14 protein-coding genes and 1 pseudogene are annotated in these 16,363 nt (G+C 52.8%); 10 read left to right on the forward strand and 5 right to left on the reverse strand.

The window, feature by feature from the left end:
* Window positions 1-92: 92 nt before the first annotated feature.
* From JUJ53_RS01290 to JUJ53_RS01300, 3 genes and pseudogenes are all read right to left on the reverse strand, one after another.
* Window positions 93-233 (reverse strand): hypothetical protein, encoded by a 141-nt coding sequence (locus JUJ53_RS01290; protein WP_204150175.1) that lies wholly within the window; start codon window positions 231-233, stop codon window positions 93-95.
* A 125-nt stretch (window positions 234-358) separates the two neighbouring features.
* Complete coding sequence (locus JUJ53_RS01295; RefSeq protein ID WP_204150176.1) at window positions 359-1,195, reverse strand: alpha/beta hydrolase; 837 nt, start codon at window positions 1,193-1,195, stop codon at window positions 359-361.
* Between the two features lie 237 nt (window positions 1,196-1,432).
* Window positions 1,433-1,777: pseudogene (locus JUJ53_RS01300) on the reverse strand (type 1 glutamine amidotransferase domain-containing protein); the annotation flags it as partial.
* Between the two features lie 295 nt (window positions 1,778-2,072).
* Between JUJ53_RS01300 and JUJ53_RS01305 the strand changes: the two are divergent.
* From JUJ53_RS01305 to JUJ53_RS01325, 5 genes are all read left to right on the forward strand, one after another.
* The gene (locus JUJ53_RS01305; RefSeq protein WP_204150178.1) at window positions 2,073-2,795 is read left to right on the forward strand and encodes a MotA/TolQ/ExbB proton channel family protein; all 723 of its coding nucleotides are present in this window, start codon (window positions 2,073-2,075) and stop codon (window positions 2,793-2,795) included.
* Window positions 2,785-3,186, forward strand: coding sequence for a biopolymer transporter ExbD (locus JUJ53_RS01310; RefSeq protein ID WP_204150179.1), 402 nt, complete (start codon window positions 2,785-2,787; stop codon window positions 3,184-3,186). Before JUJ53_RS01305 ends, JUJ53_RS01310 begins: the two co-directional genes overlap by 11 nt.
* Window positions 3,187-3,195: 9 nt before the next feature.
* On the forward strand, window positions 3,196-3,615 hold the full coding sequence (locus tag JUJ53_RS01315) for a biopolymer transporter ExbD (RefSeq protein ID WP_204150180.1): 420 nt from the start codon (window positions 3,196-3,198) through the stop codon (window positions 3,613-3,615).
* Between the two features lie 459 nt (window positions 3,616-4,074).
* Entirely contained in the window at window positions 4,075-5,103 is a 1,029-nt protein-coding gene (locus JUJ53_RS01320; protein WP_204150181.1) for a PstS family phosphate ABC transporter substrate-binding protein, read from the forward strand.
* A 461-nt stretch (window positions 5,104-5,564) separates the two neighbouring features.
* Window positions 5,565-6,362: a hypothetical protein gene (locus tag JUJ53_RS01325; RefSeq protein WP_204150182.1), complete on the forward strand. Its 798-nt coding sequence runs from the start codon at window positions 5,565-5,567 to the stop codon at window positions 6,360-6,362.
* A gap of 686 nt (window positions 6,363-7,048) precedes the next feature.
* Here JUJ53_RS01325 and JUJ53_RS01330 read toward each other — a convergent pair.
* A complete protein-coding gene (locus tag JUJ53_RS01330) occupies window positions 7,049-7,426 on the reverse strand; it encodes a hypothetical protein (RefSeq protein ID WP_204150183.1) in 378 nt (125 codons plus the stop codon).
* A gap of 185 nt (window positions 7,427-7,611) precedes the next feature.
* A complete protein-coding gene (locus tag JUJ53_RS01335; RefSeq protein ID WP_204150184.1) occupies window positions 7,612-7,764 on the reverse strand; it encodes a hypothetical protein in 153 nt (50 codons plus the stop codon).
* 289 nt (window positions 7,765-8,053) lie between these two features.
* Here JUJ53_RS01335 and kaiC point away from each other — a divergent pair, with 289 nt between their 5' ends.
* From kaiC to JUJ53_RS01360, 5 genes are all read left to right on the forward strand, one after another.
* Window positions 8,054-9,760, forward strand: a complete 1,707-nt coding sequence (gene kaiC, locus JUJ53_RS01340; RefSeq protein ID WP_204150185.1) for a circadian clock protein KaiC — start codon at window positions 8,054-8,056, stop codon at window positions 9,758-9,760.
* 59 nt (window positions 9,761-9,819) lie between these two features.
* Window positions 9,820-10,161 (forward strand): circadian clock KaiB family protein, encoded by a 342-nt coding sequence (locus tag JUJ53_RS01345; protein ID WP_204150186.1) that lies wholly within the window; start codon window positions 9,820-9,822, stop codon window positions 10,159-10,161.
* A gap of 51 nt (window positions 10,162-10,212) precedes the next feature.
* Window positions 10,213-10,581 (forward strand): circadian clock KaiB family protein, encoded by a 369-nt coding sequence (locus tag JUJ53_RS01350; RefSeq protein ID WP_204150187.1) that lies wholly within the window; start codon window positions 10,213-10,215, stop codon window positions 10,579-10,581.
* 97 nt (window positions 10,582-10,678) lie between these two features.
* Entirely contained in the window at window positions 10,679-13,903 is a 3,225-nt protein-coding gene (locus JUJ53_RS01355; RefSeq protein WP_204150188.1) for a PAS domain S-box protein, read from the forward strand.
* A gap of 6 nt (window positions 13,904-13,909) precedes the next feature.
* On the forward strand, window positions 13,910-16,021 hold the full coding sequence (locus tag JUJ53_RS01360) for a GGDEF domain-containing response regulator (RefSeq protein ID WP_204150189.1): 2,112 nt from the start codon (window positions 13,910-13,912) through the stop codon (window positions 16,019-16,021).
* Window positions 16,022-16,363: the final 342 nt, after the last annotated feature.

A 16,363-nucleotide genomic window follows, 5' to 3' on the forward strand; every position in this document is an offset into this window, starting at 1 on the left:
CCAAGCAACGGAGTCTGAGAGCCGCCGCTTAATCCCAAACAACTACAGATACAGTTGACTGGCAGCGACTTCTCTCCTATTTCCGATAAAGTCTAATAATCTGCTGTGCCGTGCAGTTCGATGATGCGCTTGCCCGTCCAAGCTTCGGTCATCGCTTGGGTAACGGCACGTCCGATATTTGCGGCGCAGACCACCGGAATCTTGCTCTCAAGCGGCGTGTAGAACCTAGTCATACCGAATCCGAATCGTACAACCCCGATTCCAAACAGGCGACTTGCTCAGGGGCAAACGGTGTTTGCCTAGCCCAACCGGGGTTAGCCAAGGCGGATTCAGTATCAGACATGCGCCGAGTTACTGATTATTCCTGCTGAAGAAAGTTCAGCAACGCGGGATTGACCTGATCAGCGTGAGTCCAGTTGATGGCGTGCGGCCCGCCAGGAATGATGACAAGGTTACTGTTTTTAATCAGCTTTGGCAGTCTTGCAGCGGTGGACTCCAGCGGCAAAATGCGATCGCTATCGCCATGGATAATCAGGGTTGGTACATCAATGCGGGGCAGATCATCACGAAAATCGGTGAGCCAGGATGGTACACAGTCCAAAGTCCCTTTAGCAGAAGCCCCTGCTGCTACATTCCAACTGGCTTGAATCGCCTCATTGCTGATGCGGTCACCAAGCAGCACATCCACATTGAAGAATTCTCTGAAAAATGCAGAAAAGTAGGCTGGACGATCTTCAACGATCGCTTTCATAATGCCATCGAAAACGCTTTGATCAACGCCTTCGGGATTATCATCGGTCTTCAGCAAAAAGGGTGGCACGGGAGCCATCAGCACGGCTTTTTGCACCCGCTCTGAGCCATATTTGCCAAGGTAGCGCGTGACTTCGCCAGTTCCCATTGAGAAGCCGACCAGCACAGCATCCTGCAAGTCAAGGTTGGTCATCAGCACGTTCAGATCTGCTGCAAAGGTATCGTAGTCGTAGCCAAAGGAGGGTTGGCTAGAAGCACCAAATCCTCGGCGATCGTAGGTAATCACTCGATATCCTGCATCCAGCAGCACCAAAACCTGCTTTTCCCAGGAATGGCCGTTGAGGGGAAATCCATGAATGAGAACAATCGGTTGACCTGTCCCCAGATCTTCGTAGTAGAGATCAATCGTTGCAGAGTTTTCTTGACCGACAGTAACGTAAGGCATTGCAATCTCCTAGGAATAACGCATTAGATTCTTATCTGACTTAGGCTCAAATGTAATAAGTTCTAGTGCTCGGTTTCTTTCAGATTCTTAGGGTGTTTTGTCAAATTCTTGCGCAAGATGTTTCGCCGCCGTCGAGTCAATGGCCAACGCACCCATCCCCTTGCTGATCGCCACACGAGACCGATGGGTTTGTCGCCCACCTCAGCCAGTTGTATCGCTACTCAGCGACCGATGCGGCTACTCTCCTGCTTGGGGATGGCGATCGCGGGCAACTAGACGCTGAGCGGCTGGGGCTGACGAAGCCGGATTCTGTCCGGTGATCAGCAGGCCGTCCTCCACGACGTAGGGTGCCCAGTCCGCACCATTCAGATAGATGCCGCCCTTGGCCTTCAGCTCGTCCTCCATGAGGAACGGCACCACCTCGGTCAGTCCGACAGCAGCTTCCTCGTTGTTCGTGAAACCGGTCACCTGCTTGCCCTCAACCAGCGGCCGACCCTCGGCGGTCTTCACGTGGCGCAGCACGCCCGGCGCATGGCAGACCAGTGCGACTGGCTTGTTCGCCGCCAGAAAACTCTCGATTAGGTCAGACGAGTCCTTAATCCAGGATCAGATCCAACTGGATCTCTTCCGCCCCAGGCCGGGACATCAAGGCGATGTCAACAACGAGGGGCGTTGAATAACCGCGATTCCGGTCGCGTAGATTACAGTGTCGGCTGTAATACATGGAAAACCGCGATCGCTTCGGTAGAATTCAAGCAATGATGCCCAGTCATGGTGTTACGGTGCCATCCATCGGACTTCATTCACCGAACTGTATTGGTTAGGTGCCGTTGTTTCTGTCTCTTTCCATCCGGTTTCCACCTCACCAGCCGCCCTTATGACAACCCTTTACGATCTATTTTTGCGCGGTGGCCCTGTCATGTGGCCGCTGTTGTTGTTATCGGTACTGACGTTGTCTTGTGCGTTAGATCGCCTCTGGTTTTGGTTTCGGCTACTCAGCCAGGAAGATCGTATCGTCCATGATGTCTTGGATGCGAGCCAGCACGATCTGGATGACGCAAGGGCGATCGCCGAACATTCGCAATACTTACCCATTGGACGTTTTTTGCTGGCTCCCCTAAAGCTCCACTACCCTACCCCCGAAACCTTTCGGCTGGCCCTAGAAACGGCGGGCGATCGCGAATTTGCCCAGATGCACAAGGGCGATAAATTACTGGAAACGGTGGTGGCGATCGCGCCATTGCTAGGGCTACTCGGAACCGTTACCGGTCTTATCGCCACGTTTAGCAGTCTGAACGTCGGTGGTGGTGGAACGACCGCTGAAGCCACAAAAGCGGCGGCTGGGATTGGAGAAGCACTAATTACAACCGCCGCCGGCATGATAGTCGCTATTTTGGCGCTGCTGGTTTACCGCGTTTTTGTATCGCTGCAAGCTCAGCAAATGGAATACTTTTCCGATGCCGGGAGCGAACTAGAGCTCATCTATCGCCAAGTCTGGTATGAGCCGTCCTATTTCTCTGGAGACCGTCTGCCACGGGCGATCGCACCTCACCCCGTTGAGGCATCCCCATCCGATAGCGAACGCGACTATGCGGTTTAGACAACAGCGCCCCTCCGGCATTCCAGAGATTAACCTGATTCCCATGCTGAACGTCATGATGGGAATTCTGGCGTTTTTTGCGTTGATTACCATGTCCCTCACGGCGCAGCAAGCGGTTGAGGTTCCGTTGCCCAGTAACCTAGCGGCTGGCCGCCCACCCACCGAACCGCTCCTCGTTGAAATGGATGCCCAGGGGCAGTTTATGGCCAACCGCGATCGCATCCGCTCCCAAGGAGAGTTAGAACGGCTGATGATGCGATACCTGGATGAATCTCCAGACGGGCAGGTTGTTTTTCAGGCCCATGAGCAACTGCCCTACAGCGATGTCCTCACCACGTTGGAGGCACTGAAAGCGGTCGGTGGCGATCGCGTCTCCCTCGCTATCGATTAGGAGAAAACTATGCGATCGCGTCGAACTCGCCCCCAAGGACTTCCAGAGGTCAATCTTGTCCCCATGCTGGATGTTTTGATGACGGTGCTAACCTTTTTCATCATTATTTCCATGACATTAACGGGTCAACAAATTCCGAATGTTAGCCTACCGATGGGTGGGGATGCCAGTGAAGCTACTGAGGCAAATCCGGATGCTGAACCCTTGGTCATTGGCTTAACAAATCAAGGGCAATTGATGATTGATTCACAACAGGTTTCATCTTCAGAAATGACTCAACTTGCACAAACCTATCTCGCTCAACATCCAGAGGGGACAGTCATTCTCAAAGCAGATGAATCTTTACCCTATCGTGATGTTCTTGTCGTGCTGCGATCGCTTCGAGATATTGGGGGCGATCGGGTTGGGATGGCAACTCAGGCTCCGTAAAACGCCTTGTTGATCGAGGCTTCATTGATTGAGGCTTTGTCGTTAGCATCAAATAACATGACGTTTCAATGTATTCCTGGTACATTAACACCTGAAAAGCCAAGCATTATGACCTCGAATATCATGTTCTAAACTTAATAAACCAGATAGAAACTATTTAGAAGATTCTTGTTTTCAAAATATCTAAAATTCAGTTGTCCTCTATGGGCAAGAATTTTGGGTGGTGTAGATGTCGCCTACATCACCCAAAATTCTTATGGGAATATCACGATCTAAAATTCAAGCCCAAACACCCCTGCACAACCAACACTATGGATTAATTTTCAACAGTTGCCTTAACCAAAAAACAATCTTTTGATAACACATTGATCGCCAATTCTAAGCCATTCTCTTAACCTTAAATCAGTATTCTCTCAGTGGCACTGTTGATTTAGATCCATAGCACTGCGGAGTATACCCATGGTAGTGAATTCTCAACGCTCTAAGACAAACCGCTTCATCGCAACGATGGCAGCAACCGCATTAACCACCCTTGGGTTAACCTCCTTGACCGCGATCGCCCAAGTTCCTCTGATTCAGCTTGACGGTTCCAGCACCGTGTATCCAATCTCCGAAGCTATGGCAGAAGAATTCATGAGCACCTACGATGCCAATGTGGTCGTTGGGGTGTCTGGAACCGGTGGCGGATTCGCCAAGTTCTGCGGCGGCGAAATAGACATTAGTGGTGCATCACGCCCCATCAAACCCGAAGAGATGGCTGCCTGCGCTGCTGCTGGTATCGAATATGTTGAAATTCCCGTTGCCTATGATGCCCTCACCGTTGTTGTTAACCCAGCCAACACTTGGGTCACCGAAATGACCGTTGAGCAACTCCAACAAATTTGGGAGCCAGCGGCAGAAGGCGTTATTACAAGCTGGAACCAAATTGATCCAAGCTGGCCCGATCAAGAACTGCTCCTGTTTGGCCCCGGTTCAGATTCTGGAACCTTTGATTACTTCACCGATGAAATTGTGGGAGAAGAAGGAGCAAGCCGGGGAGATTACACAGCTAGCGAAGACGACAATATTTTGGTCGTTGGTGTCCAACAGAATGACGGAGCGATCGGATACTTTGGCTTTTCCTACTACCAAGAAAATCGGTCATCCCTCCGTTCTGTTGCCATTGATTCTGGCAATGGCCCCGTTGCCCCCACGCCTCAAAGTGTCAACAACGGAACCTATACCCCCCTCTCACGCCCGGTGTTCATCTATGTGCGAACCGATGCCCTAGAGCGCCCAGAAGTTGAAGCCTTTGTTAACTACTACATCAGCAGTGCTCCCAGCGTTGTTCCCTTTGTTGGCTACGTCCCGTTATCCGCTGAAGCCTACGAGATGGCTCAAACCTTAGTGGATGAGCGGGTAGCAGGAACGGTCTACCAGCAAGAAACCAGCGGTCAAGACATTGAAATCGTCATGGGCTTAGAACGAACCCTGACCCCGGTGGATTAGGACGCGAATGCTCCTCTAATGTATAGAATTGGGATACACCCCAAACAAAAACTGTCCTAACCAGGATGTTTAGGGATACATCTAGCTATCTTACTTGGGCTGTGGAAGGGGTTTCTACGGAACCTCTTCCACAGCGCCTGCTGTTATGGCAATAGCTATTCTGGTTAGGACTCCTTCTCACAACGCCCATTCCCATTTGCAACTCATTTGGGATTGCTATAGATGAGTTATCTAGGATTGCCCAAGCAAGGGTAAGCAGGATCAAGCCAAAAGGCTAGACGCTTTGCGGAGCGAAGCGTCTAAACAATAAAGAACTCATCCACACGTTCATTGTTGGGGCGGTTTGTGAACCTGCTCCAACTTATTTTCTAGGTAGTCCTTGATTGATAAGGATTTTGGGTGGTGGCAATGCCCACACCACCCAAAATCCTTACGGGAATACCACTACCATTTTCTAAACCATGGCCCCACAAACGCATCCTCTAATCTGGCGGCTTCTGTACCACCCCATGTTTGTGATTTCAGCGGCAGTCCACACCGCTGTACTGGTCATGCCCTTGCCAGAAGAACCGGTTGTTTTGGAAGAACCGGAAACACCAGAAGACATTATTGCTTTAGCAAGTTTATCGGCGTCTCCCCCTCCGGAACCGGAACCGGAGCCAGAACCAGAACCTGAACCACAACCGACACCTGCACCGGAACCCGAACCCCAGTCATCCGCTCCTGCATCCACTACGCCACCCGAAACGGCCAGCGCGGCACCCGATTCGACCGAACCCAGTGAATCACCTGAACCTACCGAATCGCCTGAACCTACTGACCCTACTCCACCGTTTGATCCCACGGTTCCTCGACAGCAGTTTGTCTCGAACTTGGCCAATTTGGATGGCGATGTAACGGCAATGGGGATTGTGCCGCGACCGCAGGATGTGGCCGAACCCGATGCATTTTTTGATGCCAATGGCGATCGCCGGGAAGGAATTAATGAATTTCGTTGGCTTAACGATCGCCGCATTGATGATGTGTATCAGGCGCTAGAGAGCCGGTATCAGCAAGCTGGCATTACCTTTGAACCGGTTGAACCCGGTTATGGCGGCGGTGATCTGTACGCACTCAAAACCGAAGACGGTGAACTCTTCTTTTATCTCAACCTTGCGCCGGCCAGCAGTGGTGGAGTGTCCACCATTTTGGCGGTCTGGTCGTTTAATCCCCTCGATCCCAACGGTGCCTTGTCTGCCCAGCCGTCAACCAATCCCTAGCGATCCCTAACGGAACGATCTATCTCAAGGGAAGGAAAAGTAAAACTCAATCATCGTTTAGACGTCTTGCTGAGCTGGGCGTCTAAACAAGGAAATGCCCTAACCTACAGGGTGATTGTTCTGCCAGAGGGCGATCGCACCCTTAGCTCAGTCTCGGGTTGCGCCACATAAATGGTCGTCATTTGATTTGTCCTCACCTCATTGAAAGCGATCGTCAGAACTGCCCTATTGCCTCCAATCTAGGAATGGCCTTGTGGCGGCGGTGCAGTTCCGATAGTTCTATCGTTGCAGGGGGCGATCGGCGTACAGGTTTGAGTTGTGGCAAGGACGGTATGACTTGGATATGACTTATGTACGGTCGCATATGATCAGAATGGCTAGAATACTGCAACCAGGATCTCTAAACCGTTCTGGGCGATAAATTCCTTGCATTGCAACCCGCTACGAGAAGAAGGCTGAGAATTATCTCGCTATGCTGACTCTAGCTTCTATCATGCTGTGGTCATAGCTTTCAAACAGAACCTAGCGTAATCGCCCATGCTCTAATATTCACAGTATCTCTGGAAATTAAGGTCGGTTGATTAGAATAATAGAGCGATCGCTCTATTGTGGCCAAAAGTTTGGATAAGTCAAGTTGCCCTCAATTGGAGAACTTTTGCATGATCTGGCTCATTCCTAACGCACAACTATTTAGAGGATCGGCGATAGCGGGATGAATACGGCACATGACGCTCTAGGCTAAAGTAGCTGGTGAGTCGAGCCGCAAGCAGTCCAACATTCATGACCATCATTATTTTCCAAAAATTATCCCACTGAGATGTAGACAGCGGCAAAATCAATCCGTGAATGACCCCAATCAGCGCTAGTAGTAAGCTGTTAAACAATAAAAATGACCACCACCGATTAATGGGCCAACCCGGTTTGCGATACCAGGGAAACTGCCCAGCATAGGCGGCTGCACACTGATAATGAAGCGGATGCAGCCCGCGCCCCACAACGACAAGGTTGCGGCGATCGCTAATCACTTCCCCACATTGCTGACACCGAACCACTTTCTGCGGCATCTTCGACTTATCCCTATTGTGTAGACCCATCATAGCTAACGCGATGGTTAGGGAATCGTCTATTAGTGGGACGGCAGATGCCTGTTCCATCATCTTTGGCAAGCATCTTCGACGTATTGCTGAGCATGTTCGAGTGGATGTTGCTTAGATGAGAGATGTACGCACGTTATCGAGCAACTGATCCGCTAGTGATACCGCCCAACAAAAAATTGGAGGTCATGGTCACTAAAGGGCAGGTTCCGACTATCGATCGCCATGATGGGATAGGACAGGTCTCTTTCATCCACCCAATCTTCGGAATCACCGCCTAAATTCCAGGTAAGAAAATGGGGTTTCATGTCCGTTTGTATGGTTTGCCATAGAACCCCGTCATTCGCTACCTAGAACCTTAGGTTTACGACTTAAAATTGCTATAATTTTTACAGGGCAAAGCTTTCAGCTATTCCTCTGGCATAGATCAGTCTTGTATTATTTGTTTACTTAATTTTGGTTGCAGCTCTAGAGCTTAAATCTCGTTTTTATTGTTGTTTATTCATGATTCGATGCATTCCTTAATAAAGGACAAGAGCCCAGGGGGTTTACAATCTATCATTCGTTTATTGATTCGGCTAGAGATTAGGTTTATGTATGATTCAAACCTATAGCGCGATCGCACCGCAATATGTGCAGCTAGCCAAATGCCCAACCGGCATTCAGGGGCTCGACGAGATTACCGATGGGGGGTTGCCTCAGGGCCGCCCTACCTTGGTGTGTGGCTCGGCGGGCTGTGGCAAAACGCTGCTGGCCATGGAGTTTTTGGTGCGGGGCGCAACCCAGTACGGTGAGCCGGGGGTATTTATCGCCTTTGAGGAAACGGCTGAGGAGCTGGCTCAAAATGTGGCCTCTCTGGGGTGGGATATCAATCAACTGATAGCTGATAACCAGATCGCCATTGACTGTTTTTACATTGACCCCAGCGAAATTCAAGAAACCGGCGACTACGATCTAGAGGGCATTTTTATTCGCCTCGGCCTAGCGATCGATCGCATTGGAGCTAAGCGGGTTGTGCTCGACACCATTGAGGTGCTGTTTGCGGGGCTGTCCAATGTAACTATTGTGCGGGCCGAGCTGCGTCGTCTGTTTCACTGGCTCAAGGCCAAAGGGGTGACGGCCATTATCACGGGCGAGCGGGGCGAGAGCAGCCTCACCCGTCAGGGGCTCGAAGAATATGTCTCTGACTGCGTGATTCGCCTCGACCAGCGCACCCACGAAGAACTCTCGACCCGACGGCTGCAAATTATCAAATATCGCGGCTCGCACCACGGCAGCAACGAATATCCATTTCTGATTGATCAAGATGGTCTGTCTGTGCTGCCGATTACCTCGGTGGGGCTCAACCATGCGGTGTCTAGCGATCGCATTCCCACCGGCATTGCCCAGCTCGACACCATGCTGGGTGGCAAGGGCTACTATCGCGGCAGCAGCGTCTTAATGACCGGCATGGCGGGCACCGGCAAGAGCACCCTTGCCGCACATTTTGCCGCCGCCACCTGTCAGCGGGGCGATCGCTGTCTCTATATCGCCTTTGAAGAAGCACCCCAGCAAATTTTGCGCAATATGCGATCGGTGGGGTTAGATCTAGACCCCTATATCCAGCAGGATTTGCTGCACATTCAAGCCCTGCGACCCACCAACCATAGCCTAGAGCAGCACCTAGTGCAGATTCATCGCTGGCTCAGCACCTGGCAACCTACCACCGTGGTGATTGACCCCATTAGCAATCTGACGTCGACCGGCAGCCTGCTGCAAACCAAATCGTTCTTTATGCGGCTGATTGATCACCTCAAGGCGCGGCAAATTACTGTAGTCATGACCAATTTGATCGCTGCCGATATGCCGCTAGAGCATACCGAGATTGGCATCTCATCGCTGATGGATACCTGGCTGGAGGTGCGCTCGGTTGAGCACAATGGGGAACGCAATCGGCTGCTGCAGGTGCTTAAATCTCGCGGTATGGGCCACTCTAACCAGGTGCGTGAGTTTCGCCTTACCAGCCAGGGTATTGAGCTGGTGAGCGTCTATTTGGGACAGGGGCAGGTTTTGGTGGGCACGGCGCGGGCTATCCAAGAGGTCGCCGACGACAAAGCGCGGGTCGAGCGGCAGCAGCAGGTGGCCGCGCGGCGGCGACAGCTCGAACAACAGCGCCAAGCCACTCAGGCTCAGCTGGCTATGCTCCAGCTCCAGATAGAGGCGGAAACCGCTGAGGTTGACCACCTTTTAGAAGAAGAGCGCCTCTACGAAGCCGGGGCGCAGCGCGACCAAGCGACCATCGCCCAGCTGCGTCAGGCTGACTAGCCTTACCCGTTGCGTTTCAACCCTCTGCTGACCCTACTGAAACTATGAGAACCCCTACCATGACGCAAGCGAACCAACCGAACCAGGCGGAACCCGAACTCTGGCAACTGCGCCTGTATGTCGCTGGGCAAACCCCCAAATCGGTGACGGCCTTTGCCAATTTAAAGCGGCTGTGTGAGGAATATATGCCAAATCAGTACCGCATTGAAATTGTTGATCTCTTGCAGCACCCAGAGCTGGCTCAGCAAGACAAAATTTTGGCGATTCCTACCCTAGTGCGGCGACTGCCTCCCCCAATTCGGCAAATTATTGGCGATTTATCTAACCAAGAGAAAGTCATTGTGGGGCTTGACATTCGGTCAGGAGGAAACAAAGCAGCTATGGATAGTAGCAACCCTTAAACGTGACCACTCAACGTGAATGTTATGGTAAATGACTTGCCCCAAGACCCCATGAACAAGCTGCTCCCAGACCAGGCTGTGTTGCCCGAAGAAAGCGCCGCCCTAACGGCTAGTTTTGAGCAGGCGATCGCCCATGATGAACAGCAACACTACCTCCTGCGGTTGTTTGTGGCTGGTGCTACCCCGCGATCGATTCAGGCCCTAGAACGGCTCAAATCTCTTTGTGAAACCCATTTGCAAGGGCGCTATGAGCTAGAGGTCATTGATATCTACCAGGCACCGTCGGCACTCGGAGCCGATAATATCGTGGCGATTCCCACGCTGGTCAAACAGTTGCCATTGCCCCTGCGACACATTGTGGGCGACCTGTCTGACACCGAAAAAGTCTTGAAGGGCTTAGACCTGATCCCGAAGGAGTGACGATTGGGGAAGGGCTAAGCCTGCCATCACCTCAACTAAAATGGGAAGGGCTAAGCCTGTCATCACCCCAACTAAAACACGTTCTGTGGGTTAACCTATGGGCAATGAACGAGATAGTGATAAAACCAAAGCCGAGCTGTTAGCCGAAATTCAGTCCCTACGCGATCGCCTGACCGCCAGCGAAGATACTCTGCGCGCGATCCAGAGTGGCGAAGTCGATGCGCTAGTGGTTTCAACCCCAGACGGGCCCCGCATTTTTACCCTGCAAACCGCTGACCAATCCTATCGGCTGTTGGTCGAAGAAATGCAGCAGGGCGCAGCTATTTTATCGGCTGAAGGGTTGATCTTATACGGCAATCAAAGCCTGGCCGATTTGTTAGAGCGGCCCCTAGAGCAACTGATCGGCGCTCATTTTCAGCAGTTTCTATCGCTGCAAGACAGCCTGCTGTTTCAATCGCGAACCGGAGCAGCGGCCCAGAAGGAAAACGATACCCTGGAGCTATTTCTGATTTCCTCCAGTGCCGTTGAAATTCCGGTCTATATTACGATCAGCTCACTCAACATGAATGAAACGTTGATGACCTGTCTGGTCATTACCGACCTCACCCAACAAAAACGTCACGAAGAGACCTTGGCGGCGGAGCGGCTATCTCGGTTCATCCTAGAGCAGGCGGGTGAGGCTATCCTAGTCTGCGATGCGGATGGCATCATTATTCGGGCGAGTCAGGTGGCCTGTGAACTCTGGGGGCAAAAACTGCTCGGGCAACCCTTTGATCGATTGGGCCTTGTGCCTGCTGCGGCTCCATCGATGTCCCCAGAGGACCAAGACACTACCCCGGTTGAACCTGGCGCGGGGGCTCAGGCTCCCTTTGCGCTTGCCACTATCCTGGGGGGCGATCGCATTCAAGGGCTTGAGGTCGAGCTACAAGCTCCGCAGGGGCAGCACTTAAGTTTCATTCTCAGCGCTCACCCCCTGGCGGATGTAGACAACCAACGGCTCGGGGCGGTGGTGCTGTTGACTGATATTAGCGCTCGTCAACGCTTTGAGGCCAGTCTAAAGTCGCAACAGGAGCAGTTGCAGGAGCAGTTGGTCGAGATTGAAACCATCTATCAGTCGGCCCCCATTGGCCTCAACGTGCTAGATCGGGAGCTGCGCTTTGTGCGAGTTAACCAAAAGTTGGCGGAAATGAATGGGCTATCGATAGAGGCGCATCTGGGCCGCACTATTCGAGAGCTGTTGCCCAACTTGGCTGACCAGGCCGAAGCGATGCTGCGCCCGATTTTAGAAACGGGTGAACCGCTGCTGAACATAGAAATCAGCGGCGATACCCCGGCTCAGCCCGGGGTGCAGCGTACCTGGGTCGAGAGTTTCTGGCCCCTCAAAGATGGCGATCGCATCATTGGCATCAGCACTGTCTGCGAAGAGGTGACCGAGCGCAAACGCCTTGAAGTTGAGCGTCAACGGGCTCTAGTAGACCTACGTCAGGCTAAGGCCGAGCTTGAGCAGCGGGTGGACGAGCGCACCACCGAGCTGCGCCGGCTCAATGATGATTTGCAGCAGAGTGAATCAACCCTGCGCAGCTTTTTTGACAGTGCCCCTATGCCCATGGGCATTGTCGAGCTGCACCACAGCGATATTTTGCACCTGTCTGACAATGGGGCCGCTGCCGAGTTTTTTGGCACCACTTCCCAGGCCATGCGACATCGGTTGTCTAGCGACTTGGGGGTGCCTGCAGCCACCATCGAGCGCTGGATCACTTACTACCGCGAGGCCGAGCGCACCCAGGCCCCGGTGCGGTTTGAGTACCATCAGAGCGAGCTTGAGGGGGGGCGTTGGCTGTCGGGGAGCGTCTGCCCGATTGCGGTAAGCTCCAGCGGGCGATCGCAGTTTTCGTACATTGTCGAAGACATTACCGATCGCAAGCAGGCTGAGGAGATCCTGTCCCGCCGCGAAGAACAACTGCGGCTCACCATTGACTTTACCCACATTGGCACCTGGGACTGGGATCTTCGTCAGGATACCGTGATCTGGAATGACAACCACTTTAAGCTGCTGGGCCTCGACCCTCCCACCACTGCCGATCCCTACCAAAGCTGGCGCAGCGCCATTCACCCCGATGATTTAGCTCGTGTGGAGCAGGCTCTGCAAGATGCTCTACACCAGCACACCGATTACGAAACCGAGTACCGGGTGTTTCACCCCGACGGTACCCTGCGGTGGCTGGTGGGCCGAGGGCGCGGCCTGTATGACGCAGACCAACAGCCGATTCGCATGTTAGGGGTGATTATTGACATTAGCGATCGCAAAAAGGCCGAGCAAATTCAAGAATTTCAGGCGGTCATTACCCGCAACATGGCCGAGGGTGTTTGCGTGGTCAGGGCCGACAATGGCATCATTGCCTATGCCAACCGCAAGTTTGAGCAAATGTTTGGCTACGAACCCGGTGAGCTAGATGGGCAACATGTGTCGGTTGTCAATTATGCCACCGACACCGTCAGTGCTGAAGCCGTCAACCAAGTCATTCGTCGGGCAGTTTTAGACAACCAAGAGGTCACCTACGAGGTGTACAACGTCAAAAAAGACGGCACGCCATTTTGGTGTAGTGCCACCACCACAATCTTTGCTCACGCGGAATATGGCACAGTCATGGTGGCCGTGCAGCAAGACATTAGCGATCGCAAAGAGTCTGAGGCCAAGCTTCAGGCTTCGCTCAAAGAAAAAGAGCTGCTGCTCAAAGAGATCTATCACCGCGTCAAAAATAATCTCCAAGTGATCTACAGCCTGCTCAACCTCCAGTCTCGCAACGTGTCTGACCCGGCGGCTCTATCGGTACTGCGCGATAGCCAAAGCCGGATCAGGGCCATGGCCCTAGTGCACGAAAAGCTCTACAAATCCCCAGACTTAGCCCGCATCGATCTGGCCGACTACATCCAAAGTCTGGCCTATAGCCTGCTCGAAACCTATCGCGCTAGCGGCCACCACATCACCCTGCGGCTAGAGATTGAACCCTATAGTTTAGACATTGAAACTGCCCTGCCCTGCGGCCTCATGCTCACCGAGCTGATGTCCAATTCGCTTAAATACGCCTTTCCTGGCGGGAGATCTGGCGAAATTGCCATCCTCTTATCGGTGAGCCCCGAGCACCAAATTTCTCTGCGGGTACAAGACAACGGGGTGGGCCTACCCGACGACTTTGATTTGCAGCATATGTCGTCTTTGGGGCTGAGTCTGGTGCAAAATCTATCTAAACAGATTAAAGGGAGTGTCGTCGTTTCGCCCCAACCCGTCGGCTCTGCCTTTCACATCACCTTTCCTGTGTAGGTTCCTATGGAAAAAAAGACCATTCTGGTCGTAGAAGATGAAGTTGTAATTGCCATGGATCTCCAGGCGACCCTGATTGAGCTAGGCTACGGTGTGCCTGAGATTGTCACTTCGGGCGAGGCGGCTATTCAAACCGCCCTGGCGCTGCGCCCCGATCTGATCTTGATGGATATTCACCTGAATGAGTCTCTAGACGGCATTGATGCCGCTACTGAAATCACTAAAACCCTGGATATTCCAATTATTTATTTGACCGCCTACGCCGATGAAGAAACCCTTAAACGGGCCAGCCTGACTACCCCCTTTGGCTACATTCTCAAACCCTTTGAGGCCCGAGAGCTGAGCGCCAATATTGAAATTGCCATCTATAAACACCAGCTCGATCAAACCATTAAAGAAAATCGCCGCTGGCTGCTTGCCGTGCTCAACAGCATCAGCGAAGGCATCGCCGCCAGCGACACCAATGGCCTGATTAAGTTTATCAACCCGGTGGCCGAGGCTCTCACCGGCTGGTCGCAAGCCGAGGCCGTGGGGCGATCGCCCGCCGAGGTGTTTCATTTTATTGACGAGGTCACCCGCAAGCTGATCGACAACCCGCTGCTAAAATCCCTAGAAGAAGATAGGGTCGTATCTCGACAAGAGCTCGTGCTGCTGCGCGCTAGAATGGGAACCGAAACCCCCGTCGTAGACAGTAGTGCCCCCATCTACAACGACCGAGGCCGGGCCGAGGGTGCAGTTATGGTGGTGCGCGACAGCACCGAACAGCGCCGCATGGAAGCGCATCTCGCGCACATCGCTCTACACGATGACCTCACCCAGTTGCCCAACCGCACCCTGTTTTTAGACCGTCTGCAGCAGGCGATCGATCGACACCAGCGATCGCCTGCTGTTAGCTTCGTGGTCATGCTGCTCGATCTCGATCGCTTCAAAACCATCAACGACACCCTTGGGCACCTGCTCGGCGATCAGCTCCTGATCGACGTGGCCCAACGATTGCAGACCTGTCTGCGCGCTATGGATACCGTGGCCCGCATTGGTGGCGACGAATTTGCCATCCTGCTAGACGATGTGACCGATGTGACTATGTCCTGCCGCACCGCTGAGCGCATCTTAGACGAACTAAAAAAGCCCTTCACCATGAGCGATCGCGAGCTCGTAGTCACAGCCAGCATTGGCATTGTGATGAGTTCAATCCCCTACGAAGAGCCCGCCGATCTACTGCGTAATGCCGATATCGCCATGTACCGGGTCAAGGCGCGGGGGCGGGGCGACTACGAATTGTTCGATACGGTCATGCACATTCAGGCCCGAGAGATGATGGAGCGCGAGCATGACCTGCGCTATGCCATTACCCACAACGAACTCCAGGTGCATTACCAGCCCATTGTCTCGCTGGCCACCCACGAGGTCACTAGCCTCGAAGCCCTAGTGCGCTGGCAAAAGCCCAGCGGAACGATGGTACATCCTGACCAGTTCATTCACCTGGCTGAAGAGATAGGGATCATCACCACCATCGACCAATGGGTGTTGCGCCAAGCCTGCCTACAGATGCAAACCTGGCAACAGCGAGGGCTTGGGAACTGGGTTTGGGCCGAGGGTCGCCTGGTGCAAGTCAACCGCCCCATTCCACCCCTGACGATGTCCATCAACGTCAACCTGTCGAGCAAACACTTTGCCCAAAAAAATTTGGTAGATACCGTTGCCGGTATCTTGCAAGACACGGGGCTGAGCGGCCACTATTTAAAGCTAGAAATTACCGAAAGCGTGTTGATTGAAAACGCCAAAGAGGCAACCGCCATAATCAAGCGGCTTAAGCAGCTCAATGTCCAAATCTGCCTAGATGATTTTGGCACCGGCTATTCGTCGTTTAGCTATCTCCACCAGTTCCCGATCGATATCGTCAAAATCGATCGTTCCTTTGTGCAAGACATTGATACTAACCCCGAACAGCTAGAAATTGTACGCGCCATGATCGGTCTTTGCCATACCCTGGGCATGGCTGTTACCGCCGAGGGCATCGAAACCTCCCAACAGCTCGATATTCTGCAGGAGATGGGCTGTGAATATGGGCAGGGGTACCTCTTCTCAAGGGCAGTCGATGGCGCTAGCCTGACTTAAGGGCTGGAGTTTTCCCTGGATAATAACCATCTTGGGTTTCCCGCTTACGGTTTGGGAAATACTTTCCAGGGCTAATGGAATCTGGAAGATCATGAGCCAAATTGCCACGACTAGGCAACGGCTAGAGATGTTGGACTGGTATCATTCGCCGAGAGGTTATCGGTTAGACTTTGAGGCTGTCGGCGGCGGGTGGTTGGGAACGTTAGACAGCCTCGATTCTTGGTAAAGACAATGTCTGAACGTCAGGGAGCATCCCAGTTTCGCAAGTTGACCCTCATCCCCCAACCCCTTCTCCCAAAAACGGGAGAAGGGGAGCTAGATTCAAAGTCCCTCGCCCGACTT

Origin of the sequence: Leptolyngbya sp. CCY15150 (assembly GCF_016888135.1) — a bacterium.
GTDB lineage: Bacteria > Cyanobacteriota > Cyanobacteriia > RECH01 > RECH01 > RECH01.

Excerpts from the sequence above, each read along its gene's own strand:
- JUJ53_RS01310 (WP_204150179.1), top strand. The coding sequence starts at position 2,785 with ATGCGGTTTAGACAACAGCGCCCCTCCGGCATTCCAGAGATTAACCTG.
- JUJ53_RS01355 (WP_204150188.1), top strand. The coding sequence starts at position 10,679 with ATGGGCAATGAACGAGATAGTGATAAAACCAAAGCCGAGCTGTTAGCC.
- JUJ53_RS01335 (WP_204150184.1), bottom strand. The coding sequence starts at position 7,764 with ATGAAACCCCATTTTCTTACCTGGAATTTAGGCGGTGATTCCGAAGAT.
- JUJ53_RS01290 (WP_204150175.1), bottom strand. The coding sequence starts at position 233 with ATGACTAGGTTCTACACGCCGCTTGAGAGCAAGATTCCGGTGGTCTGC.
- kaiC (WP_204150185.1), top strand. The coding sequence starts at position 8,054 with ATGATTCAAACCTATAGCGCGATCGCACCGCAATATGTGCAGCTAGCC.
- JUJ53_RS01330 (WP_204150183.1), bottom strand. The coding sequence starts at position 7,426 with ATGCCGCAGAAAGTGGTTCGGTGTCAGCAATGTGGGGAAGTGATTAGC.
- JUJ53_RS01305 (WP_204150178.1), top strand. The coding sequence starts at position 2,073 with ATGACAACCCTTTACGATCTATTTTTGCGCGGTGGCCCTGTCATGTGG.
- JUJ53_RS01295 (WP_204150176.1), bottom strand. The coding sequence starts at position 1,195 with ATGCCTTACGTTACTGTCGGTCAAGAAAACTCTGCAACGATTGATCTC.
- JUJ53_RS01320 (WP_204150181.1), top strand. The coding sequence starts at position 4,075 with ATGGTAGTGAATTCTCAACGCTCTAAGACAAACCGCTTCATCGCAACG.
- JUJ53_RS01360 (WP_204150189.1), top strand. The coding sequence starts at position 13,910 with ATGGAAAAAAAGACCATTCTGGTCGTAGAAGATGAAGTTGTAATTGCC.
- JUJ53_RS01325 (WP_204150182.1), top strand. The coding sequence starts at position 5,565 with ATGGCCCCACAAACGCATCCTCTAATCTGGCGGCTTCTGTACCACCCC.
- JUJ53_RS01350 (WP_204150187.1), top strand. The coding sequence starts at position 10,213 with ATGAACAAGCTGCTCCCAGACCAGGCTGTGTTGCCCGAAGAAAGCGCC.
- JUJ53_RS01345 (WP_204150186.1), top strand. The coding sequence starts at position 9,820 with ATGACGCAAGCGAACCAACCGAACCAGGCGGAACCCGAACTCTGGCAA.
- JUJ53_RS01315 (WP_204150180.1), top strand. The coding sequence starts at position 3,196 with ATGCGATCGCGTCGAACTCGCCCCCAAGGACTTCCAGAGGTCAATCTT.